The organism is Selenomonas sp. oral taxon 126, assembly GCF_001683335.1.
GTDB lineage: Bacteria > Bacillota > Negativicutes > Selenomonadales > Selenomonadaceae > Centipeda.
Genome location: NZ_CP016201.1, coordinates 825623 through 846291, shown reverse-complemented (window position 1 = coordinate 846291; position 20669 = coordinate 825623). Strand labels below are relative to the sequence as shown.

The window sequence follows — 20669 nt, the reverse complement described above, 5'->3', positions numbered from 1 at the left end:
TTCACAATTATCGGAGATGGTTTGCTGATGTTGTCGGAGGAATTGTTTAGGAAGTGTTGTCTTTGCGTATGGTGAAGATTCTCTTGTACATGAGAAATAGGGAGATGATGAACATGCAGATGAGAAGATTTCTGGCACTCTTGTTGATTCTGATGTCGCTGCTGGTGACCTCGGGCTGCGGAGACGATAAATACGTCACGCTTGTGAAGGACGGAACCTTGCAGATGGCGCCGGACGTGAAGATCGGCAAAGCCTTCGATAACTTCTTTGGCAATACTAAATGGAAGTCATTTGAGTCCACGGACGGGAAGCGTGTTGTTGAGTTTGTGGGTGACTGCACTTGGAACAACAAAGAGGCTGAGTGTTGCGTTCAATTCATCATCCTCTCAGATACGACATTTGAACTTGGCGCGGTCACGATCAACGATGTGGAAATGAATCGTTTGGAAAGCATGGGCATCGTGAACAAGGCATTGACCGGCAAATAGCCGCAAAGGGCGTCGCGGATAACCTGAAGCCCGTCAGATCGGTGTAGAGTTTACGAGCGGTCAATTGCAAAATGCATCAGCATACAAAAAGGGGGCTGTTGCACGAAGACAAATTTGCCTTCGTGCAACAGCCCCTGAATCCCAATAACGGATTACGGTGTCCATATAAATGACTTGGGTAGCAGGTGAAACAGATGCGCTTCGCCTCGCTTTCCTGCTTGTTCATGATAGAGACGAATGGCGTTGTGCAGTTTGTTAATATCCGTGAAGTAGTCTTGTATAAATTCGCGGCTTTTGATGTGCTCGCCGGGAAAGAGAATTTCTGCACAGTAGGTGCTGGGCTTATAGCGGCTCTTCTCCTTTTGCAGATACTTTTCGATCTGACCCTCTGCGATAATCAGCAGCATCTCAATTTCTGGGCGTGTGTAGATGTTATGCACAGGATAGCGTTCTGCATAGAGGGGTGGGAGTTTGAAGGAATCCTTTTTGGAATCCAGAATCCGAAGGATATTCACACGCCGTTGGTATGCTCGATTCAGAAAGGAAGACTGAATCTCAGAGGCTTTCCTCTTGCGGGTGATTTCTCTCCCGACAAGATTATCGTGAGCAAATACGAGGCTGTTATGGTCGAGCAGCAATTCGATGATTGCCTGCTCTGCCGCGCCCTCGCAGATACAAATGACATACTCTTCTTTTAAGTGCGTGAAGGTTAATCTATCCTGCTGCATAGATAGTCCTCCAACGCCTGAATGCTCTCGTATGACGGAGCCGTTCCCTCAATATAGTTCGAGAGGATTACATCACTTTTTTTGACATCGTTTCGCTTGACCTCGGAGGCGTAGTTCAGCAGCTCGATCGAGGCATCTGTCTGATTGCGACGCGTGATGTAGATGTTATCCTTGCGATCCATGAAATCGAGAATCTCTGCGTAGTGTGTGGAGAAGATGAGGCATGCGCCATACTTGTTGATACGATCGTTTTTGAAGATGTCCGTAATCATACGAACGAGCTCTTTGTTCATGTGATTCTCAAGTTCATCAACAATGAGATAGCCGCCTGTTTGGAGAACATCCTCAATGACTGTAATCATAGTTTGGCCTTTAATTGTACCAGAGGAAATGAGGTTGTTCAGCCCCAATTCACTTGTAACATAAAAAAATCGAGGATCATTTTTGAATTTTATGGTGTAGGTGACGTTATCATCTGTCTCAGAGACGGTAAGTTCATCCAAATTGCCATCAAAAACATGCAGAATCTCGGGAGCGGCCGAGCCAGACTGTAAGAGAAAATTGTTGTTTGTAGATGCAATCAGCGATCTTAGTACCGGTAATTGATAGTCTGCTATTACGCCGCGAACGAGGCTATCGTCAAGACTTAAAAAATCCAGTATCTCCTTTGCTAGTTTTGAACGATGAAGAACTAGTTTTGTTTCGTCAAACAGAAGGACATCTTTCTTTGATTTTATAGATGCGAGTGATTTTTTGAAAAGCAGCTCCTCCTTGAAATAAAGTTCAGTTCCCGTACTGGGAGAACGTTTCCTCTTCCCAATAACGGAATGTAGCTCATAGCAACTATCACCATGACAAAAATCTATAGTGATGGTCGTTCCGTCTTGAAGGAACTCTTTGCCGTAGTGAAGCTCGTTGAGGCTTGCGCGCCGTAAGAGAATCAACATAGCGAGATAAATAAGCTTTAGCGCTGATGTCTTTCCGGAAGCGTTGATACCGACCAGAGCAGTGAGTTTCTGCGTATAGAGATTCTTGCGCAGCTGAAATACCTGCGTAGGATCGGAAACGCGATCCTCTGCCATAAAGCTAAACTCAAAGCAATCATCATGAAAGAGTGGGATGTTCTCATATCGTATGCGGAGTATCTTGATAGAATCTGTCATAAAATCTCCTCCTATGAGGATATTATAGCATAAAACACTATTTATAACCACAAAAACTGTTTATAAATAGAAAAACAAAAGTGTTAGAAAAACAAAAAAGCACCATCATTCCTGACAGTGCTGAGTGCTCATATGGAGCGGGCAATGGGAATCGAACCCACCTCTAAAGCTTGGGAAGCTTTCATTCTACCGATGAACTATGCCCGCGAACAGTGCTATGATAGCAGATTCGGCGGCGTTTGTCAAACGATGTGTACGGCAATGCTGCGAAATTACACCGTGCGCCGCTCCTTTTCGAGGTGGACGAGGAGGACGGAGATGTCGGCGGGGGAGACGCCGCTGATGCGCGCCGCCTGTCCGATGGAGCGCGGGCGGATGGCAGTGAGTTTCTCTGCCGCCTCGAGGCGCAGGCTCGTGATGGCGCTGTAGTCGATCCCGTCGGGGATGCGGCGGCTCTCGAGGCGCTCCATGCGCGCGATCTGCTCCTCCTGCTTGCGGATGTACCCGTCGTAGCGTGCCATAATCTCGACCTCCTCCTTGACATCTGCCGCAAGAGGCGGGAGGTCAAAGAGTGCGGCAAGCTGCGCATAGTCCCCCTCGCGTGAGAGCAGGGCAAAGATTGTCATGGGGACGCGCAGGGGGGCAATGTCCGCCGCCGCAAGGCGCGCTTCGGTCTCGGTGGAGGGGTTTACCTGCGTCTCCTTGAGCTGCTGCACGGCGCGCTCGATGGCGTCCCGCTTTGCCGTAAAGCGTGCCCAGCGCTCGTCTGTGACAAGCCCCATGGCGCGCCCGATGGGCGTGAGGCGCAGATCGGCGTTGTCCTGCCGGAGGATGAGGCGGTACTCGGCGCGGCTCGTCATCATGCGATAGGGTTCATCTGTGCCCTTGGTGACAAGGTCGTCGATGAGGACGCCGATGTAGCCGTCGCTGCGGCGCAGGATGAGCGGCTCTCTGCCTGTGATCCCGCATACGGCGTTGATGCCCGCAATCAGCCCCTGTGCCGCCGCCTCCTCGTAGCCGCTCGTACCGTTCGCCTGTCCTGCGGAGTAGAGTCCCGCGATGTGCTTGACGGCAAGCGTTGCGTCGAGCTGCAGGGGATCAAGGCAGTCGTACTCGATGGCGTAGCCGGGGCGCATGATGCGCGCGTGTTCGAGTCCCGGTATTGTTGTGAGAAATGCTTCCTGTACATCGGTCGGCAGGCTGGTGGACATACCCTGCACATAGATTTCGTTCGTATGCAGCCCCTCGGGTTCGAGGAAGAGCTGGTGACGCTCCTTGTCGGGAAAGCGCGCAATCTTCGTCTCGACGGAGGGGCAGTAGCGCGGCCCCGTACCCTCGATAACGCCGTTCGCCATCGGTGCGCGGTGGAGGTTCGCACGGATGACGGCGTGGGTCGCCTCGTTCGTGTAGGTGAGGTAGCAGGGGGTCTGCTCCGCGCGCATCTCTGTGGTCAGAAAGGAAAAGGCGGGTGCGGCGGGGTCTCCCTTCTGCACAGCAGTTTTTTCGAGGTCGAGGGTGCGGCGGTCAACGCGCGCGGGCGTGCCGGTCTTGAACCGCATGAGTCTGAGACCTGCGGCACGCAGGGAGTCCGAGAGCGCCATTGCGGGGCGCTGTCCGTTCGGCCCGCTGTCGTAGATGGTCTCGCCGAGGATGATGCGCCCGCGCAGATACGTGCCCGTTGCAAGGATGACGGCGCGCGCCGTGAGGCGTTCCCCCGTTTCGCAGAGGATGCCTGTGACGCGTGTCTGTCCTTCGTTTTCCTCGGTGAGAAGCTGCGTGACGAGCAGCTGGCGCACATCGAGATTCTCTGTGTTCTCGACGGTCTCCTTCATGATACGTTGGTAGAGGAATTTGTCCGCCTGCATGCGGAGGGAATGAACGGCGGGACCCTTGCCCGTGTTGAGCAGGCGGCGCTGGATGCTCGCACGATCCGCCGCAATCCCCATCTCACCGCCGAGCGCGTCGATCTCGCGGACAAGGTGGCTCTTGCCGGGGCCGCCGACGGAGGGGTTGCACGGCATCATCGCAATGTTGTCCAGCGAGAGCGTGACGATGAGCGTACGCTGTCCCATGCGCGCCGCCGCAAGTGCCGCCTCGACGCCCGCATGACCCGCACCAATCACGATGATATCATAATCTGTAGTGTTGTTCACGTAATGATTTCCTTTTGGTTTTATCACATAAGGTATGTTATCTTTATGTTATTCACTTACTGTATCACATAGCTATACGAACTCCACGCAAACGCTTAGTTACGCAAGCGGTCGCGTTCTCGTTCGCTGAGGGAATCACGGACTCATTCAGCCATTCATCTTGGCACATCTTTTCCGCCCTCTCTGCGTCGATAAATCCTCAGCATAGCCACCGCTATGCCTCCGGTTTATCTTCTTGACAGGACGAAAAATCTGCACCAATCTGAACGGCATCATTGAGTTCGTGATTCCCTAATACCTGCGGACTTCTTAAACGCGCTACGCTTGAACGAAAGAAATCCGCAGGGGGCGAGTCGAACGCTTTTCTCCGCTTGCTCCACTAGGGTTTGCTTTGGAGCATCGTATAGCTACATTGCGTGTGCTTTAACTCACAACCTCGAACTTCACAGGCACTTCGCCGAGGTCGGTCTCCATGCGGCGGCAGGTGACGCCGGCGGAGGCGAGCATGCGCTTGGAGATCTTCGTCGCGTCGGTCGCGGCATACTTATCTGAGAGGTAGATGACCTCGCGGATGCCGCTCTGAATGATTGCCTTGCAGCATTCGTTGCACGGGAAGAGTGATACGTAGATACGACAGCCTTTCAACGACGTGCTCGCATTGAGGATGGCGTTCAGCTCGGCGTGCACGACATAGGGATATTTCTGCTCGGCGAATTCGCCCGTCCGTCCCCACGGGTACTCGTTGTCATCGCACCCGTTCGGCATGCCGTTGTAGCCGACGCCGACGATGTGTTTGTCCTCGTTGACGATGCACGCGCCGACCTGTGTGTGCGGGTCCTTGCTGCGGTAGGCGGAGAAGATGGCGACGCCCATGAAGTATTCGTCCCAAGAGATAATCATATGGTTCCTCGCTTGCACTGCATACATTTGTTTGCTATAATAGAAAAAGGCACTGATAGGCGCAGTGGTGACTCAGCCCCCGAAAGGGGGGATCTGTATGGAGACCTACGAGTTCTTGACGTTTCTCGTTGTGTTCACCGTGCTGATTATATCCATTAAAAGATAAATGAGAAAGCCCCGCCTTGCGCTCCAAACTGCAGGCGGGGAATCTCGCGTGTATAAGGGGGCAACCGCTGAGCGGCAGTGCCCTTTTTCTATGTTTATTTTACTGCAATATGGCATATTCGTCAAGGCTTGCACTGCATACATTTGTTTGCTATAATAGAAAAAGGCACTGCTATTAAATACGGTAGGCGGCTAATCTCGCCCCCGAAAGGGGGAATATATATGGATACCTATGAGTTCCTATCATTCCTCATAGTATATACCATACTGATTCTATCAGTGAAAAGATAAACGAGAAAACCCCGCCTTGCGCTCCAAATCGTAGGCGGGGAATCTCTCTGTCATAGCGTTGGGGCGGCCGCCCATCGGCAGGGCCCTTTTTCTATGCTTATTTTACAATATTCCATCCGCTTCGTCAAGCATCGGGGGATTATCGCATGATATGCTTATTTGAGAATTATTTTCCGTTATTTTTAATTGACAAACGAGAGAAGATAAATTAAGATGATGCGAGTATAGATGAGAACTGCATAGAAAACAGGTGCCCCCGATGGGGCTTAATAGGGAATCCGGTCGATGCCGGAGCGGTCCCGCCACTGTGAGGAAGAGCAGAGCTGCATGGACGTGTGTCCGGTCACTGAGGGAAACCTTGGGAAGACGCAGCCGCGTGAGGATTCCGAGCCAGGAGAACTGCCTGTTTCATACTCGCTGACGATCCACGAGCGATGGGGAGGAGAGTCTACCGTGAGGATACGGCGACTTTCTTTTTGTGTGGAGAGCCGCCTTTTTTATGCCGTTCGCTGGGAGAACGTGGGTACCGACCCACATCAAGGAGGAAAATATGAAAAAGAGACATCTCACACTCGCCATTCTTGCAGGGCTCCTGTCCGCCGGGGGGGGGGCAGACATCTGTCTATGCGGGACATGATGAAAATCTGCAATCCTACACGATTGATAATATCGTGGTCGAGGCGGAGCAGACGATCAACCAGTTCGGCGATACGGTGACGGAGCAGTCGTACTACCGTACGGGCGGCGATGTGAAGGTCATCACGCGCGAGGAGATCGAGAAGCGTCACTACATGGATCTCACGGAGGCGATCAAGCGCATCCCGGGCGTGACATTCCAGAACCCCGGCTACCGCGGTGGTGAGTATGGCTATCAGTTCTACAACAACGGCGTGCTCATCAACGGCGACTCGCGCGTTATCATCCTCATCGACGGGCGGCGCGTGGACAACCTCACGAGTACGCGCATCGGCGATGACAGTACCTCGGGCAGCAAGTCTACAGGCGTCAATATCGACCAGCTGCTTGGCATCGAGAGCGTGGACAAGATCGAGGTCATCAAGGGCCCCGGCGCCTCGGTCTATGGTCCGGACGCGACGGGCGGCGTCATCAACATCATCACGCGCAAGGGTGCGGTCGAGCAAAAGGGGACGCTCGACCTCTCCACGGGTTCGTGGCGCAAGCACAACTATTCACTCACCTTCTCGGGTGCGCTGCAGGACGATCCGACGTTCCACTATTTCGGTACGGTCACGCGCAATATGAGCGGCGACACGGAGTATGTCGACGGCGAGACGGGGCAGACGGGGACGCTCGGCGGCTCACGCTGGAAGGAAGATGCGGTCAACATTCGTCTCGATAAAGATCTCGGTAAAGACCAGAGCATTAAGCTCTGGTACAACTACAAGGCGGGCAAGGACGGTTACCCCATCTCGACGCCGCGCCTCAAATACTGGAATCAGGACGACTGGGAGCGCATTATCTTCGGCGCTGCCGTCGGTCAGCTGGACGCAAACAGAGCGCTCAAGGGCGGGGTCAACCCCAAAACCGGTACATGGGAACCGGCGCGCACACTCGCCGGCGACACGCGCAATCCCGGCTATGCGAACCTCTATGCACTCGACGGTTCTCTCTACAACTCATTTAGCAGGTTCAAACACAACGACTGGGAGCTGCAATGGACGTTCGACAAGGATGGCGGCATGGAGAGCTTCGTTCGTCTCTACGATCAGAACCATCGTTATGCCAACCGTGACAAATTCGTATGGAGAGATCGAAGCCGCAATGAGCTCGTTCAGGACTACCGGACAAGATTCCCGGGTGGTGCAACCGCCGCCGAGCTCAAGCAGTGGATCAGCGACCATCTCGCTCCGTTCCCGGGCGGAGACCCTGCAAAGCTGCAGGAATGGCTGGAGAAGACGGGCGGAACGGCATTGGAGCCGACGAGCTGGCGCGAGGAGCGCAACCGTGGCTTCCAGGTACAGTATGCAAAGTCCATCGGCAAGAACGATGTCATCGCCAGCCTCACCTATGACAAGGCAAAGAACTATTCAAAACGCATTCAGAATGACGGTAGCGTCAGAGAATCCCATACCGCGCGTGACTCTGTGCTCGCCTATGTGCAGGATAAGATCCACATTACGGAGAACTGGGATCTGACGCCTGCTCTGCGCTATTCCTACTACTCGGGCTATCACTCCTCAACGACAGGAGACGATGTGCAGGGAAAGGGCAAGGCGAATTTCATCACGCCGGCGCTCAATACGGAGTATCTCTTTGACGACACGCTCAGCATGTATTTCGGCTGGACGAAGATCTATCGCCCGCTGCGTCAGGGCGACTACACCGAGACGGACGGCGTCTTCAATACACCGCTGAAGGACGAGCGCGGCGATGTGTGGACGCTGGGTGTGCGCAAGGAGTTCTCGCAGTATACCGCGCTCGCCGTCCACTATGACTGGACGCGCATGAGCAACGCGATTGCGACCTTGCCGATCTGGGACGATACCACGAGCACATTCGAGAGCACAGCAGTCAATGCGCGTGAGGACAAGAAGTCCTTCAACATCACGTTTGACCACGCCTTTGACAAGCATTTCTCCATGAGTGCGTCCTACTCCCACATGGTCGATAAATGGATGGCAAAGCCGGGCTGGGTGCTCGATCCGAACTGGGGCTATCAGAGCGGCAGTGACATCAATACGCAGATCAACCGTCTGCGCCCGGCGAACCACTATGCGCTCAACCTCTCCTATGAAAAGGGGAAAATCTATACGGGAATGCTGATGAACTGGTACACGGGATGCAGCCGCACCGCGTTCACGGACAATCAATTCCTCGTCCTCGACTGGAACTTCAACTACAGCTTTACCCCCGATCTGACGGGCTACGTCGCAGTGACCAACCTCACGAACGAGGCATACCAGACCTCGTATAATGCGTGGAACGGCATCGGTTCCTCTGCCATGCCCGGCCGCTCTTTGATGGTCGGCGCACGCTACACATTCTAAGAAATGAAAGGACGCAAGACATTTCTGACGTACAGGAATGCCTTGCGTCTCTTTCTGTGGGAGGAAGGATGAAAAATTTTTACGTTCTGCTCCCCGCGCTCGCCCTCCTGTGCGCGGCGTGCAGCCCCATCGTGCACGTGCATGAAAGCGAGCACCGCCCCGCTATGACGGAGCAGGCGGATGCAGCGTATACGCCCGTGACGATTGAGAATATCAATGAGAAGGGCGAGCCGGTTTCAGCAGTCTATGAAAGACCGCCGCAGCGCGTAGTCGCGGTCTGGCAGAACTCGATCGAGACGCTCCTTGCGCTCGGTGTGGGGGATCGGATCGTTGTGGGGATGGGGGTACCGAATGCAAAGTACATCCGCCCGGAGTACCGTGCGGCGTACGAGGCGATCCCCTATACAAGCCTTGAGAACCTCGATGTCGAGACGATTCTCATGATGCAGCCCGACCTCATCGTCGGCTGGTCGTCCACCTTCTCGCCGAAGGTGCTGCGCGGGACGGACTTCTGGGCGGGGCGCGGGGTACATACCTACATCGCCCCGTCCTCTGCGCGTGCGGTGAGGACGAAGACCATCGCGCAGGAGATTGCGGACATCGAGAATATGGGGCGTATCTTCGGCAGGGAGGAACGGGCGGCGGCGCTTGTCGGCGAGATGCAGGATGAGATTGCCTATGTCGCGGGGCGCACCGCCCACATGGAGAAGCGGCCGCGCGCCCTCGTCATCGAGCTGATGGGCAAGGAGATCCGCTCCTACGGAGAGGCGACCCTTGCGGGCGACATGATGCGCGCGCTCGGCGCGGAGCATCTGGCGGCAGACGGGCATAGTCTGAGCATGGAGGAGATCATCGAGCTTGACCCCGATGCCATCTTCCTCGTCGTCATCGAGGACGACTATGGGAATGAGGATGCAATCCTCGCACGGCTCTATGAGAACCCTGCGCTGCGCTCCCTCTCCTGTGTGCAGCAGCACCGCATCTACACCGTGCCGCTCTATGCTGTCTACAGCGCGGGCATCCGCACCTACGACGGCATCACGATCTTTGCCCACGGGCTTTATCCCGAGATTTATGATACGCCGTAATCCCCAGCCTCCCCCGTTTCGACGGGGGAAGCTCATATGACGTAGTTCCGAAGCATTCTCTGTCTCAGACAAGGGAAGCTGATATGACAAGGGAGAATCCTATGCAGCAATTCTTTTCGCGAACAGGCACGGCACTCCTGTGCCTCCTGCTCGTTGCACTTCTCATTGCCGCGCTCTTCTGGGCGCTCTCGATCGGGACGGTCAATCTGCCGCCGGACGTGATCGCTACCGCCATCCTCGACCAGCTGGGCAGCGGCACCCCCATCGACACAGCGGGCAAGGGACCTGTGCATGACATTGTATGGCTTCTGCGCCTGCCACGTCTCCTCCTCGCCGCCATCATCGGCGCGGGGCTTGCGACCTGCGGCGTCATCATGCAGGCAATCGTGAAGAACCCGCTCGCCGATCCGTACATCCTCGGCATCTCTGCGGGTGCGTCCCTCGGCGCGACCTCCGCCGTCCTCCTCGGCATCGGCGCGGCGCTCGGGGAGAACGCCGTCGGCATCTCCGCCTTTCTCGGGGCGTTTGCCGTCTCCATCGGCGTCCTCTTTATTGCGAATCTCGGCGGACGCGCCAGCGCGATGAAGCTGCTGCTCGGCGGCATGGCGCTCAGCGCCGTGTGCAGCGCGTTTTCGAGCTTCATCGTCTATTTTGCAAACGACAAGGAGGGCATTCAGACCATCACCTACTGGATGATGGGCAGTCTGGCGGGGGCGAAATGGGAGCACATGGCGATCATCGGCGGCATCGTTGCGCTCGCCGTCCTCTTCTTCTGGTCGCAAAGCCGCATCCTCAACCTCATGCTGCTCGGCGATGAGTCCGCGATCACGCTCGGCACGGATCTGCATCCCTATCGGCAGGGCTATCTCATTGTCAGCGCGCTTGTTGTGGGCTTCGCCGTCTTTGCCGCAGGCATGATCGGCTTCGTGGGACTCGTCGTGCCCCATGTCGTGCGGATGCTTGTCGGCACGGATCACAAGCGGCTCATTCCCGTCACGGCGCTCACAGGCGCCATCTTCCTCGTTGTTGCCGACGGGCTCTGCCGCGTCATCATCCCGCATACGGAGCTGCCCATCGGCATTCTCATCGCGCTTGTCGGCGCACCCGCATTTATCTATCTCATGGTGAAACGCACCTATGGATTCGGAGGGCAGTGATATGGAAATACTGGCTGAGGCGGTGAAACTCTTCATCGGTGACAAGGAGATTCTGAAGGGGCTGGACTTTCATCTGAGACCGAAGGAATTCCTCGGCATCATCGGGCCGAATGGCAGCGGTAAGAGTATGTTCCTAAAATGCATCTACCGCGTGCAGACACCGTCAGCGGGGAAAATTACGCTGAACGGGCAGAACCTCGACGAGCTCTCCTATCGGGAGTCCGCGCTGCAGCTCTCCGTTGTCGCGCAGCACAATTTCTACAGCTTTGATTTCAGTGTCATGGAGGTCGTCCTCATGGGGCGCTCGCCGTACAAGCGGCTCCTCGATCGCGACAATGCAGGCGACTATGAGATTGCACGGCGGGCACTTGCCACGGTCGGCATGGAGCACTGCGCGGAGCGAAACTTCTCAAGCCTATCGGGCGGGGAGCAGCAGCGCGTGATCCTCGCGCGGGCGCTTACGCAGGAGGCGGAGTGCATGATCCTCGATGAGCCGACGAACCATCTGGACATCAAATATCAGCTGCAGATCATGGACATCGTAAAGGGGCTGGGTCTCACCGTTGCGGCGGCGATTCACGATCTGAACATCGCCGCACTCTACTGTGATCGCCTCATCGCAATCAAACAGGGGCGCGTTGTCGGACTCGGCACACCCGCGCAGCTCCTCACCGAGGAGTTCATCCACGACCTCTATGAGGTTCATTCCAAGGTCGAGCGGGATGACAGCGGACGTATCTACATCAGATATCTGCCGCAGTACGATGTGAAATAAACATAGAAAAAGCCCCCTGCGCGGGGGCTTTCTCTGCCACAAAATTAGGGGCAACCGCTGAGCGGCAGTGCCCTTTTTCTATGCTTATTTTACAATATTTCGCCCATTGCATCAAGCCTCACACGAGGTCGACGCGCAGGACGCCGTCGATCTGGCGCAGGGTGTCTACAATAAATGTGGGCTTCAGATGTTCGCCGTTATACACCTCAAAGTTCAGATAGACGCGCCGCTCGCCGTCCGTCTCCGCCTCGTCCTCGTCGGTCTTGACCTTGACGCCGCGCGCACGCAGGTGCAGATCCTCGATGCAGGCGCTGATGCGCATGATCTGCCCGGGGCGGTCGACGGTGTGGATGGAGAGCGAGAGCATGTGGTCGTGGTCGACCCACGCATCGAGGCGCGAGAGGTTGCCGAGGATCAGGAAGACGATCGCCGTGGTGACGCCCGCGCTGAGGTAGAAGCCCGCACCGACGGCGAGTCCGACACCCGCGACGACCCAGAGCGTTGCCGCCGTCGTGAGCCCCGTGACAGTCAGCCCCTCCTTCATGATCGCACCAGCGCCGAGGAAGCCGATGCCGCTAACGACCTGCGCTGCCAGCCGCGCGGGGTCGGCATTCGTCTTCCCCTCGACGTTGTCGTAGAGCGCCTGAGACATGAGCATGATGAGGCAGGAGCCGAGCGCGACGAGCATGTTCGTTCGCAGCCCCGCAGATTTATGCCGCATCTGCCGCTCGTATCCAATGATGCCGCCCATCGCGCAGGCGAGGACAAGCCGCAGACAGATTTCCCATTCTTGCATTGGTAAAAAATTCCTTCCAAAAACATATAACGAAACGATGCCATCGTTTCCCACATTATCCACAGGTGTGGAGAACTCTGTGGATAAAATTGTTCAAAAGTCCAAAAACGCCTTTATCCACATAGTTTTGCACAGTGTGCATAATTTTAGCGAACGATTTTCCAATTTCTGTGGATAATGTGGATAAAGTAGTGGATAACCCCATATCTTGCATGAAATTTAGCTGAAAATCTATATTTGGTAGTTGAAAGAACCCCTTTTATCCACAGTTCTGTGGACATCCGGGGAGGATTCATCCCCATCTTATTCCCACAGTTATGCACAGTATTCCCGAGATCGGACTTCGCTTTATGCGTCCACACCGGTGTGCTCTGCCGCACTCCATTTATTGTAGGGATGTGCGATCAGCGCTGCGTTGTAGTAGCGGGGCAGCCCCGTGACCTCCGCGCCCGCCCATGTGGGCAGGACGAAGGTCTCTGCCTCGGAGGAAAGCTCGATCTCGGCGACAATGAGTCCCGCATTCGCCCCGTGGAACACATCGACCTCCCAGACGTGACCCGCGACCGTCTCGCGATAGCGCGTCTTCTCCACAAGCGGCTCTTCGCAGAGTGCGAGCAGCTCCTCGGCGTCTGCGGCGGGGATCTCATACTCGTATTCGAGCCGCGCTGCACCGTGTGTCTCGCCCTTGATCGTGAGGTATCCCTGCATACCTGAGCGTCGGATTCGTACGGTTCGCTTCGGATCACGCGAGAGATAACCCTGTGCCATTTCGATACCGATGCCCGTCGGACGGAAACCTTCTTTTACCTTGAATTTTCGTTCGATTTCAACACCCATAAAGCCGCGTCCTTTCTGGATTTGATAGAAGAATACCTTGCATATTCCGCGCGTTTGCTATATATTATGTGATACTGAACGGATATATTGTATCAGCGTGCGTGCGCGAACGCAAGGCGGCGCCGCTGAATACACATCCGCGCAGCAGGGGGAAAGAATTGCCTGTTGCCGCGCCTATGCGGCAGGTGTTTCCATAAGGGCGGAAAGGATCGATCCCGTTTTGACAACATTACCACCCAAAAGACGCACAGAGAAGAAACGCGTCTGGCCGTATGTCCTGCTCGGCACGGTTCTCATCTTCGTCCTCGCCGCTGTCGCGGGCGCATTCTTTGCGCAGAGCAGCCTGCTCGACCGCGCGAAGGGCGAGCACAAGGAGGAACTGCTCGTCGCAAAGGACAAGGCGACGATCATGATTATGGGCGTGGACGAGCGCAGTGACGACGTGGGGCGCAGCGATACGCTCATGGTCGCGACCATCGACCCTGTAAAGAATGAAGCCTCGCTCCTCTCCATCCCGCGCGACACGCGCGTCGCCATCCCTAGGAACGGCTATGACAAGATCAACGCCGCGTACGCCTACGGGGGCGAGCAGCTCACGCAGCGCACCGTGGAGGATTTTCTCGGCATCCGCATCGACCACTATGTGATCGTCAACATCCACGCCTTTCAGAAGATCGTGGATGCCATCGGCGGCATCGACATCGATGTTGAAAAGCGCATGTACTATGAGGATCCGTGGGACGACGACGGCGGACTCATCATCGACCTGCGCCCCGGCATGCAGCACATGGACGGCAAGACCGCCGTCACCTACGTGCGCTACCGCGATGAGGAGGGGGATATCGGGCGCGTGCGCCGCCAGCAGAAATTCATGCGCGCGTGCGTCGACGCCGTCACCACGCCCGCAATCCTGCCGCGCCTGCCCGGGATCATCTCCAGCGTCATCGACAGCGTAAAGACCGACCTCAGCGTCCGCCAGATGCTCGAGTTCATCGGCACGCTCAAGGAGTCGCAGGCGAAGGGGCTGCGCACCGACATGGTGCCCGGGCGCCCGCTCTACATCGACGAGGTCAGCTACTGGATCCCCGACATGGCGCAGCTGCGGCGCAGCATGGCGAGCACCCTCGGCGTCACACTCACGAGCAGTGACCGCAGCCGCATGGAGCGCGCCGTGCGTGAGTACGAGGACTCCATCCCTGCAGATGCCGTCGAGCTGCCCGCAGGAGATACCTCCGTCGGACGCGCGGTCAGCGCGGACGAAGCCCTCGATACGCGTAGCCGCAAAAAGTCCTCCGACAAGGACGATATCGACACGAAGGACACGCGCAGGAACACCGACGAGCGCACGCGTACGAATACGGGCGATGCGGATGATGAGCGCACCACGCGCCCCGGTCGCACGGAGGGAACCACCAGCTCCTCCGACACGCGCCACGCGAGCTCGCGCCGCGCCGCAGATGACGGCCCCGTCGAGCAGCCAACCCGGCGCACCACGCGCTCAGACAGCGACGATGCGCCTGTGCGCAGCAACGTCGACACGGGCAAGCAGGAGTAGGCGGCTCATATGTCGTACCCCCAAGCCTCCCCCGTTGCTGACCTGTCCAAGAAGCAAGTCCGAAAGGACGCAGCTGATTGGGCAACAGGTCGTATGCGAAAACGCCCCAAGAACACAAGCGTTAGCGAAGTGTGATTGGATGACGTTGACCGCCACGGGGGAGGGGGCTGTGCGCGGAACGTGTAGACCATGCGAAGCATGGTGGTAGGGGCGCTTTGGACGGCATAGGTTCTCTCACGTGTGAGTGCTGCACGAACACCCCCATTTTATCAACAGTTCCCTAGGAGAGCAAACGGGAGATTTCCCGCAGAAAGGAAGATGCATCATGGCAAGCAAATTTGACGCAGAGGCACTGGAACTCCACGAGCGCCATCACGGCAAACTCGCAATCACCCCGACCGTCCCCATCGCCACGCGCGACGACCTCAGCCGCGCCTACACCCCGGGCGTCGCGGCGCCGTGTCTGGCGATCAAGGACAACCCCGACAAGATCTACGACTACACCACCAAGGGCAACATGGTCGCCGTCGTCACCAACGGCACCGCCGTCCTCGGCCTCGGCAACATCGGCGCGGGCGCAGGCCTGCCGGTCATGGAGGGCAAATCCATCCTCTTCAAGGGCTTTGCGGGCGTCGACTCCGTCCCCGTCTGCGTGAACAGCCAGAAGGTCGAGGACGTCGTCAAGGTCTGCCAGCTCATCGCCCCCACCTACGGTGGCATCAACCTCGAGGACATCAAGGCGCCCCAGTGCTTTGACATCGAGAACGAGCTCAAGAAGACCCTCGACATCCCCGTCTTCCACGACGACCAGCACGGCACCGCCATCGTCGTCGTCTCCGCGCTTCTCAACGCGTACAAGTACCTCGAAAAGGATCTGCGCACAGCGAAGATCGTCATCAACGGTGCGGGCGCAGCGGGACAGGCGATCGCGCGCCTCCTCTTCTCCTACGGCATCAAGACCGTTGTCCTCTGCGACACGACGGGGGCCGTCTACGAGGGGCGCAAGGAGAACATGAACCCGTACAAGGACAGCCTCGCAAAGGTCTCCAACCGCCAGAAGGAAAAGGGCAACCTCGCGCAGATCGTGAGGGGCAAGGACATCTTCATCGGCGTCTCCGCGCCGGGCAGCCTCACGCCCGAGATGATCAAGAGCATGAGCCCGGATCCCGTCATCATGGCAATGGCGAACCCCGTCCCCGAGATCCTGCCCGACGAGGCAAAGGCGGCGGGCGCGCGCATCGTCTGCACGGGTCGCTCCGACTTCCCGAACCAGGTCAACAACCTCCTCGCCTTCCCGGGCATCTTCCGCGGCGCACTTGACGTGCGTGCCAAGGAGATCAATGATAAGATGAAGATCGCCGCCGCAGACGCGATCGCCTCCCTCATCTCCGAGAGCGAGCTCAACGAGACCAACATCATCGCAAGCCCGCTCGACCCGCGCGTTGCGCCCACCGTCGCCGCCGCCGTCGCAAAGGCAGCGCTCGACACCGGCGTCGCACGCCGCACGGACATCACCCCCGAGGACGTCGCCGCCCATACGCGCGAACTGCTCGGTCATACGGTCGGCTGATGAGATAAGCACAAACGAAAACGCCGCCGAAGGACGAACATCCTTCGGCGGTTTTTTTGTGCGATAGACCAAGCAGCTTGATTGTACCAAAACCTATAAATAAAAGGCATTATCTCATTCGTTATTATACGGGCGCGGACGGCGCGAACGGCGCGAACCCGGGTGCCGAAAATGTGGACGTTTACGGCACCCTCGGCGTGCTTCCTTTATATACCGTTCATTCCTGAGAGGCGTTCGACCTCTTCCATTGGCAGCTGTGTTGCTTCGGCAATCTGGGAAAGCGTGAGTTTTCCCAAAGCGAGCAATGCTGCCGCCGTCCGACGGGCAGACTCCATACGTCCCTCAAGAAGTCCTGCCTCCCGTCCTTCAAGACGCCCCTCGGCACGCCCCTCGAGGCGTCCTTCCATACGCCCCTCTTCCATTTTCCTCTCTCCAAATTTCTCCATCAGTTCGCACATGGTATTCACTCCCTCTGCTTCTGCCTTAAAGTAATCGGCACGCTCAGCAAGCTCTTTATAATTCATCTGTTCCGGACGCTCGCAGAAGAAATCCTGCATGAGCCGCCCAAGCGGCGTGTCGTCGCGGTTTGCCCCGTTGACGTAGAGGATATGCGCACCGTCGTTAAACGGTCGCTGCAGCTCCTCTATGATGCGCTCCACATGATACAGCGGACAGCCTGCCCCATAGATGTCATTCTCTGTGATGAAGATGACCCACGTCTCGGGCAGATCAGAGAATTCTGCGCTTTTGGCAAGCTCCCGCGCATCCATCATGCTGCTGTTGTAACGTGCCTGACGCGGCGCTGCGCCTTTGTTTGCACGCTGCACCTCACAGTCGTAGAGCTTCCCCTCACTGTCCTCTGCCAGCACATCAAAGCGGACGCCGCGCCCGTAGAGATTGTCCGCACTCTGCTGCGTGACAACGTGTTTGACAACGAGGTCGTCCCGTCCGAAGAAGATGCGCAGCAGGAGCTGCATGCCCTCGATATAATTGTCAAAGCATACGTTGAAAAAGGTATCGTCGATCAGACGGAACTTCTGAATCAGTGCATTGTATTCCGCAGGAACGTCTTTCTTGAGCATTCTCACAGAGTTGTACCCTCCTCATACCGTTCTACTATCATAGTATGCACTGCAGCGCACATTGTCAAGGTTGAAATTTTGGCGAGGAAGGTAAGAAAAGGAGCTGCCCTCGGAGTGCTCCTATCGGCTCGCAAGCTCGCCACTTCTACGCGTTCCGCGCACAGGCCCCGCCCTGACGGGGGAGGCAGGGGGAACGGGGAGGCTTGGGTCTATGAGGATGAAAAAATCTGCACCAATCTGACGGACTTCATTTTGTCAGGGATTCCTTTATTGCGTATGATCTCTGAGATACGCCTTTGCTGACCTTTGACATACCTCAAAATAGCACGCCAGACGCTCCTCCAAGACCGCCGTGTCCTTCTCACCGGACGAATGCCCCGGATTCTCGTACAGCGTTGTTGCCCAGTCCTGCTTCGCGCGCAGATAGAACGTCATAATCGGAACCGCCTGCCTACGATCCTCTGTACCCTCCGGCAAATTGTAGAACGTCACCCTGCGCCCATGTGCCTCGGTGAGCAGCGTGTCGTCGCCCTGTGGACGGTAGAGCGAATGCAGCTCCCGACACACACGCACCACATCCGCCCCGTGTGCCTCATGGAGGAAGATGATATCCCCCTTTCCAAAGAGCGCGTCCCCCTGCATGGGATCTGTCAGCAAACACGCCCGCAGTGCCTCTGCCTCCTCCGGAGAAGCCGCCGTGAGATGATATGCCGACGTGATGGCACACACCTTGGGATAGAGATGGGCGAAATACGCCTCCGCATACGCCGCAGCGGCGTCCGTATCGCGATAAAGGAATGGATAGGGGAAATGGGCGCGCCGAATCTCCGCCGTGCAGGTGAAGTAAATTCCATTTCCTTCGTCATAGAGCGCATAGACATTCTTCTGAAACGGCTTCTCCCGCTCGACCTGCACCGACTCCGGCACAACATGTGTCCCATAGGCATGAAACGTATCATTGACGCGCGCGGCAACCTCATCTGCCGTAGCAGGATCACTGTTTTCCGTCACCCAAAAATCACAACCCCAAAGCACGGAACACAGCAGAACGAGCACCGAAAGACAGACCCATCGCTTCATATCAGTACAACTCACATTCTACCCGCAGTGCGTACGAACCGCTCCCGGATCTCCGTGTATGCAGCCTCCACGTCACGGACGTAGAGCGGCGCGTCGGTCAGCGGTGCGCGTCCCAGTATGGAACGCAGATTCATCCGCAGAGCGCACAGCGTTTCGGATGAGGAGGCGAGTGTTCGTGCGATCTGCACATAGTCTGCGGGATCTTTTGCGACGAGTTCGGGCAGATTCGCATTGATGAGCAGGCTCTCACCGAATCGTGCGCCGTGGCTCGCCCCGCGCATGGTCACGACGGGCACGCCCATCGCGAGCGCCTCGCAGGTGGTGATACCGCCCGTGTAGGGGAAGGTGTCGAGGGCGATGTCCATATCCGCATACTCCGCGCGATGATTTGGGCCGAAGCCGCGCATCTCCACGCGCTCCACGGGAATCCCACAGCGCGCGAATCGCTCCGCTACGATCTCCCGCCCCTCGGCACTGCCGAATAGCTTGCTCTTGAGGAGGAGACGTGAGCGCGGCACTCGTTCGAGCAGCGTGCCCCAGAGGCGCAGCACCTCATCCGTCACCTTGCTGAAATTGTTGAAGCTGCCGAATGTCACATATCCGCGTCGCTCCATCGGCGGCGGGGTGAGGGAGGGCAGATCCTCGGGCAGCATATAGCAGAAGTGGCTGTGCGGCAGGCGGATCATTTCCTCGGTAAAGGCGGGATCTGTCGTCCCGATGGGATCGACGTGCGCATCCGAGAGCATATAGTCCACAGTGGCCAGCCCCGTCGTATTGAAGTAGCCGATGCCCGTCACCTGCACGGGCGCAGGACGGTGGGCGAGCACGGGCAGCACGTTGTCCTCGGTATGCCCCGCGAGATCCACGAGGATGTCAATCTCATCGCCGTAGACGAGTGCCGCCGCCTCCGCTGCATCCATCCCGCAGATGTTGCGCCACACGTCCACCGCCGCGTGGAATTCCTGTGAAAGCGCATCTTCTGCGCCGTTCATGTAGCAGTATACGGCGCATCTCGTGCGGTCATAGGCAGTGAGGAGAGGACGCACGAGCGTCCCGACGGGATGTGTGCGCAGATCGGGCGAGATGTAGCCGATGCGCAGACGCGCATGCCCGCGCCGCGCGTCCGCAGGAGTCGAGAGCGGGCGAACATCCGCATAGAGTGCGCCGTAGCCGCGTGCAAGCTCTGCATACGCGGCACGTTGCCCTGCGGGCAGATAGTTCGAGGCAAAGAGAGCGTTGCTGTACTCCGTCGCCTTTTTCTCGCGCGTCGTCTCAAGGCGGCTCGACGCGAGAAATGCCTCCACCGCCGCCGCGCTCTCACCCGTCAGCGTCAGTGCCGCCCCGAGGAGACTGTACGCACTCGCGAGGAATACCCTGTGATAGTCGGGTCTGTCTCCTGCGGCGATCCGCTCCTCAAGCATCGCAACGAATGCGCGCAGATGCACAATCTGTGTGCGGATCTTCCCCTCCGCGCGGTCGATGTAGATCTCCTGCCGTGCCGCCCCCGCATGATCGGGACACACCGCGCGGATGCGTGCAATCTCTGCACGCGCCTCATCATATGCGCCGCAGCCCGTCAGCGCCGCCGCGCGGATATAGCGCATCTCCGCGTCCTCGGGCAATATGGTGAGCGATTCCTGCGCAACCTCCGCCGCGCGCGCGTACTCCCTTGCCTCGTAGAGCGCGTTTGCACGCAGCAGACGCGCCCGCCGCAGCTCCTTCACATCCTCCACAGCGCCCCTCCTATCTACACATAACTTTATTGTTATTCGACGACGGCACCGCGAATTCCTTTTCCACTTTTGCGTCTGCGGAGCTATGAGACAGCGCCGC

General features: G+C 57.2%; 15 protein-coding genes, 1 tRNA gene, 1 pseudogene and 1 riboswitch. Of the genes and pseudogenes, 7 read left to right on the top strand and 10 right to left on the bottom strand.

Going from position 1 to position 20669, the window contains the following annotated elements:
- The first annotated feature begins 104 nt into the window (after positions 1–104).
- Positions 105–488 carry a hypothetical protein gene (locus AXF19_RS03725; protein WP_216634977.1) on the top strand — a complete coding sequence of 128 codons (384 nt, stop codon included), beginning with the start codon at positions 105–107 and terminating at the stop codon, positions 486–488.
- A gap of 152 nt (positions 489–640) precedes the next feature.
- Here AXF19_RS03725 and AXF19_RS03720 read toward each other — a convergent pair whose 3' ends face one another.
- From AXF19_RS03720 to AXF19_RS03700, 5 genes are all read right to left on the bottom strand, one after another.
- Positions 641–1216 carry a hypothetical protein gene (locus AXF19_RS03720; RefSeq protein ID WP_066845239.1) on the bottom strand — a complete coding sequence of 192 codons (576 nt, stop codon included), beginning with the start codon at positions 1214–1216 and terminating at the stop codon, positions 641–643.
- Entirely contained in the window at positions 1198–2379 is a 1182-nt protein-coding gene (locus AXF19_RS03715; RefSeq protein ID WP_066845237.1) for an AAA family ATPase, read from the bottom strand. The genes AXF19_RS03720 and AXF19_RS03715 overlap by 19 nt, the downstream gene beginning before the upstream one ends.
- Before the next feature lie 133 nt (positions 2380–2512).
- Positions 2513–2586, bottom strand: a tRNA-Gly gene (locus AXF19_RS03710).
- A 65-nt stretch (positions 2587–2651) separates the two neighbouring features.
- The gene (mnmG, locus tag AXF19_RS03705) at positions 2652–4532 is read right to left on the bottom strand and encodes a tRNA uridine-5-carboxymethylaminomethyl(34) synthesis enzyme MnmG (protein ID WP_066845234.1); all 1881 of its coding nucleotides are present in this window, start codon (positions 4530–4532) and stop codon (positions 2652–2654) included.
- A 423-nt stretch (positions 4533–4955) separates the two neighbouring features.
- Entirely contained in the window at positions 4956–5432 is a 477-nt protein-coding gene (locus tag AXF19_RS03700; RefSeq protein WP_066845232.1) for a deoxycytidylate deaminase, read from the bottom strand.
- Positions 5433–6119: 687 nt separating this feature from the next.
- Positions 6120–6309: riboswitch (cobalamin riboswitch) on the top strand.
- Positions 6310–6438: 129 nt separating this feature from the next.
- On the opposite strand from AXF19_RS03700, the pseudogene AXF19_RS03695 reads away from it, so the two are divergent.
- The 4 genes and pseudogenes from AXF19_RS03695 (at position 6439) to AXF19_RS03680 (ending at position 11916) form a co-directional block, all read left to right on the top strand.
- A pseudogene (locus tag AXF19_RS03695) lies at positions 6439–8896 on the top strand (TonB-dependent receptor domain-containing protein).
- A gap of 68 nt (positions 8897–8964) precedes the next feature.
- Positions 8965–9984 (top strand): ABC transporter substrate-binding protein, encoded by a 1020-nt coding sequence (locus AXF19_RS03690; protein WP_066845225.1) that lies wholly within the window; start codon positions 8965–8967, stop codon positions 9982–9984.
- Positions 9985–10085: 101 nt separating this feature from the next.
- On the top strand, positions 10086–11141 hold the full coding sequence (locus tag AXF19_RS03685) for a FecCD family ABC transporter permease (protein ID WP_066845222.1): 1056 nt from the start codon (positions 10086–10088) through the stop codon (positions 11139–11141).
- Between the two features lies 1 nt (position 11142).
- Complete coding sequence (locus AXF19_RS03680) at positions 11143–11916, top strand: ABC transporter ATP-binding protein (protein ID WP_066845219.1); 774 nt, start codon at positions 11143–11145, stop codon at positions 11914–11916.
- A 118-nt stretch (positions 11917–12034) separates the two neighbouring features.
- Here the strand turns inward: AXF19_RS03680 and AXF19_RS03675 are convergent, their stop codons facing one another.
- Positions 12035–12712, bottom strand: a complete 678-nt coding sequence (locus AXF19_RS03675; protein WP_066845216.1) for an MgtC/SapB family protein — start codon at positions 12710–12712, stop codon at positions 12035–12037.
- A 348-nt stretch (positions 12713–13060) separates the two neighbouring features.
- A complete protein-coding gene (locus tag AXF19_RS03670; RefSeq protein ID WP_066845213.1) occupies positions 13061–13549 on the bottom strand; it encodes a CYTH domain-containing protein in 489 nt (162 codons plus the stop codon).
- A gap of 220 nt (positions 13550–13769) precedes the next feature.
- Between AXF19_RS03670 and AXF19_RS03665 the strand changes: the two genes are divergently transcribed.
- On the top strand, positions 13770–15104 hold the full coding sequence (locus AXF19_RS03665) for an LCP family protein (RefSeq protein WP_066845211.1): 1335 nt from the start codon (positions 13770–13772) through the stop codon (positions 15102–15104).
- Positions 15105–15429: 325 nt separating this feature from the next.
- Entirely contained in the window at positions 15430–16674 is a 1245-nt protein-coding gene (locus AXF19_RS03660) for an NAD(P)-dependent malic enzyme (RefSeq protein ID WP_066845208.1), read from the top strand.
- A 206-nt stretch (positions 16675–16880) separates the two neighbouring features.
- On the opposite strand, the gene AXF19_RS03655 is transcribed toward AXF19_RS03660, so the two are convergent.
- From AXF19_RS03655 to AXF19_RS03645, 3 genes are all read right to left on the bottom strand, one after another.
- On the bottom strand, positions 16881–17762 hold the full coding sequence (locus tag AXF19_RS03655) for an Rpn family recombination-promoting nuclease/putative transposase (protein WP_066845206.1): 882 nt from the start codon (positions 17760–17762) through the stop codon (positions 16881–16883).
- Between the two features lie 261 nt (positions 17763–18023).
- Complete coding sequence (locus AXF19_RS03650; protein WP_066845197.1) at positions 18024–18836, bottom strand: hypothetical protein; 813 nt, start codon at positions 18834–18836, stop codon at positions 18024–18026.
- An 11-nt stretch (positions 18837–18847) separates the two neighbouring features.
- Positions 18848–20569, bottom strand: a complete 1722-nt coding sequence (locus AXF19_RS03645; protein ID WP_066845196.1) for an O-linked N-acetylglucosamine transferase, SPINDLY family protein — start codon at positions 20567–20569, stop codon at positions 18848–18850.
- Positions 20570–20669: the final 100 nt, after the last annotated feature.

What these genes read in the sequence shown, in the direction of transcription:
- AXF19_RS03725 (WP_216634977.1), top strand. Translation starts at nt 105, where the DNA reads ATGATGAACATGCAGATGAGAAGATTTCTGGCACTCTTGTTGATTCTG.
- AXF19_RS03720 (WP_066845239.1), bottom strand. Translation starts at nt 1,216, where the DNA reads ATGCAGCAGGATAGATTAACCTTCACGCACTTAAAAGAAGAGTATGTC.
- AXF19_RS03715 (WP_066845237.1), bottom strand. Translation starts at nt 2,379, where the DNA reads ATGACAGATTCTATCAAGATACTCCGCATACGATATGAGAACATCCCA.
- AXF19_RS03700 (WP_066845232.1), bottom strand. Translation starts at nt 5,432, where the DNA reads ATGATTATCTCTTGGGACGAATACTTCATGGGCGTCGCCATCTTCTCC.
- AXF19_RS03690 (WP_066845225.1), top strand. Translation starts at nt 8,965, where the DNA reads ATGAAAAATTTTTACGTTCTGCTCCCCGCGCTCGCCCTCCTGTGCGCG.
- AXF19_RS03685 (WP_066845222.1), top strand. Translation starts at nt 10,086, where the DNA reads ATGCAGCAATTCTTTTCGCGAACAGGCACGGCACTCCTGTGCCTCCTG.
- AXF19_RS03680 (WP_066845219.1), top strand. Translation starts at nt 11,143, where the DNA reads ATGGAAATACTGGCTGAGGCGGTGAAACTCTTCATCGGTGACAAGGAG.
- AXF19_RS03675 (WP_066845216.1), bottom strand. Translation starts at nt 12,712, where the DNA reads ATGCAAGAATGGGAAATCTGTCTGCGGCTTGTCCTCGCCTGCGCGATG.
- AXF19_RS03670 (WP_066845213.1), bottom strand. Translation starts at nt 13,549, where the DNA reads ATGGGTGTTGAAATCGAACGAAAATTCAAGGTAAAAGAAGGTTTCCGT.
- AXF19_RS03660 (WP_066845208.1), top strand. Translation starts at nt 15,430, where the DNA reads ATGGCAAGCAAATTTGACGCAGAGGCACTGGAACTCCACGAGCGCCAT.
- AXF19_RS03650 (WP_066845197.1), bottom strand. Translation starts at nt 18,836, where the DNA reads ATGAAGCGATGGGTCTGTCTTTCGGTGCTCGTTCTGCTGTGTTCCGTG.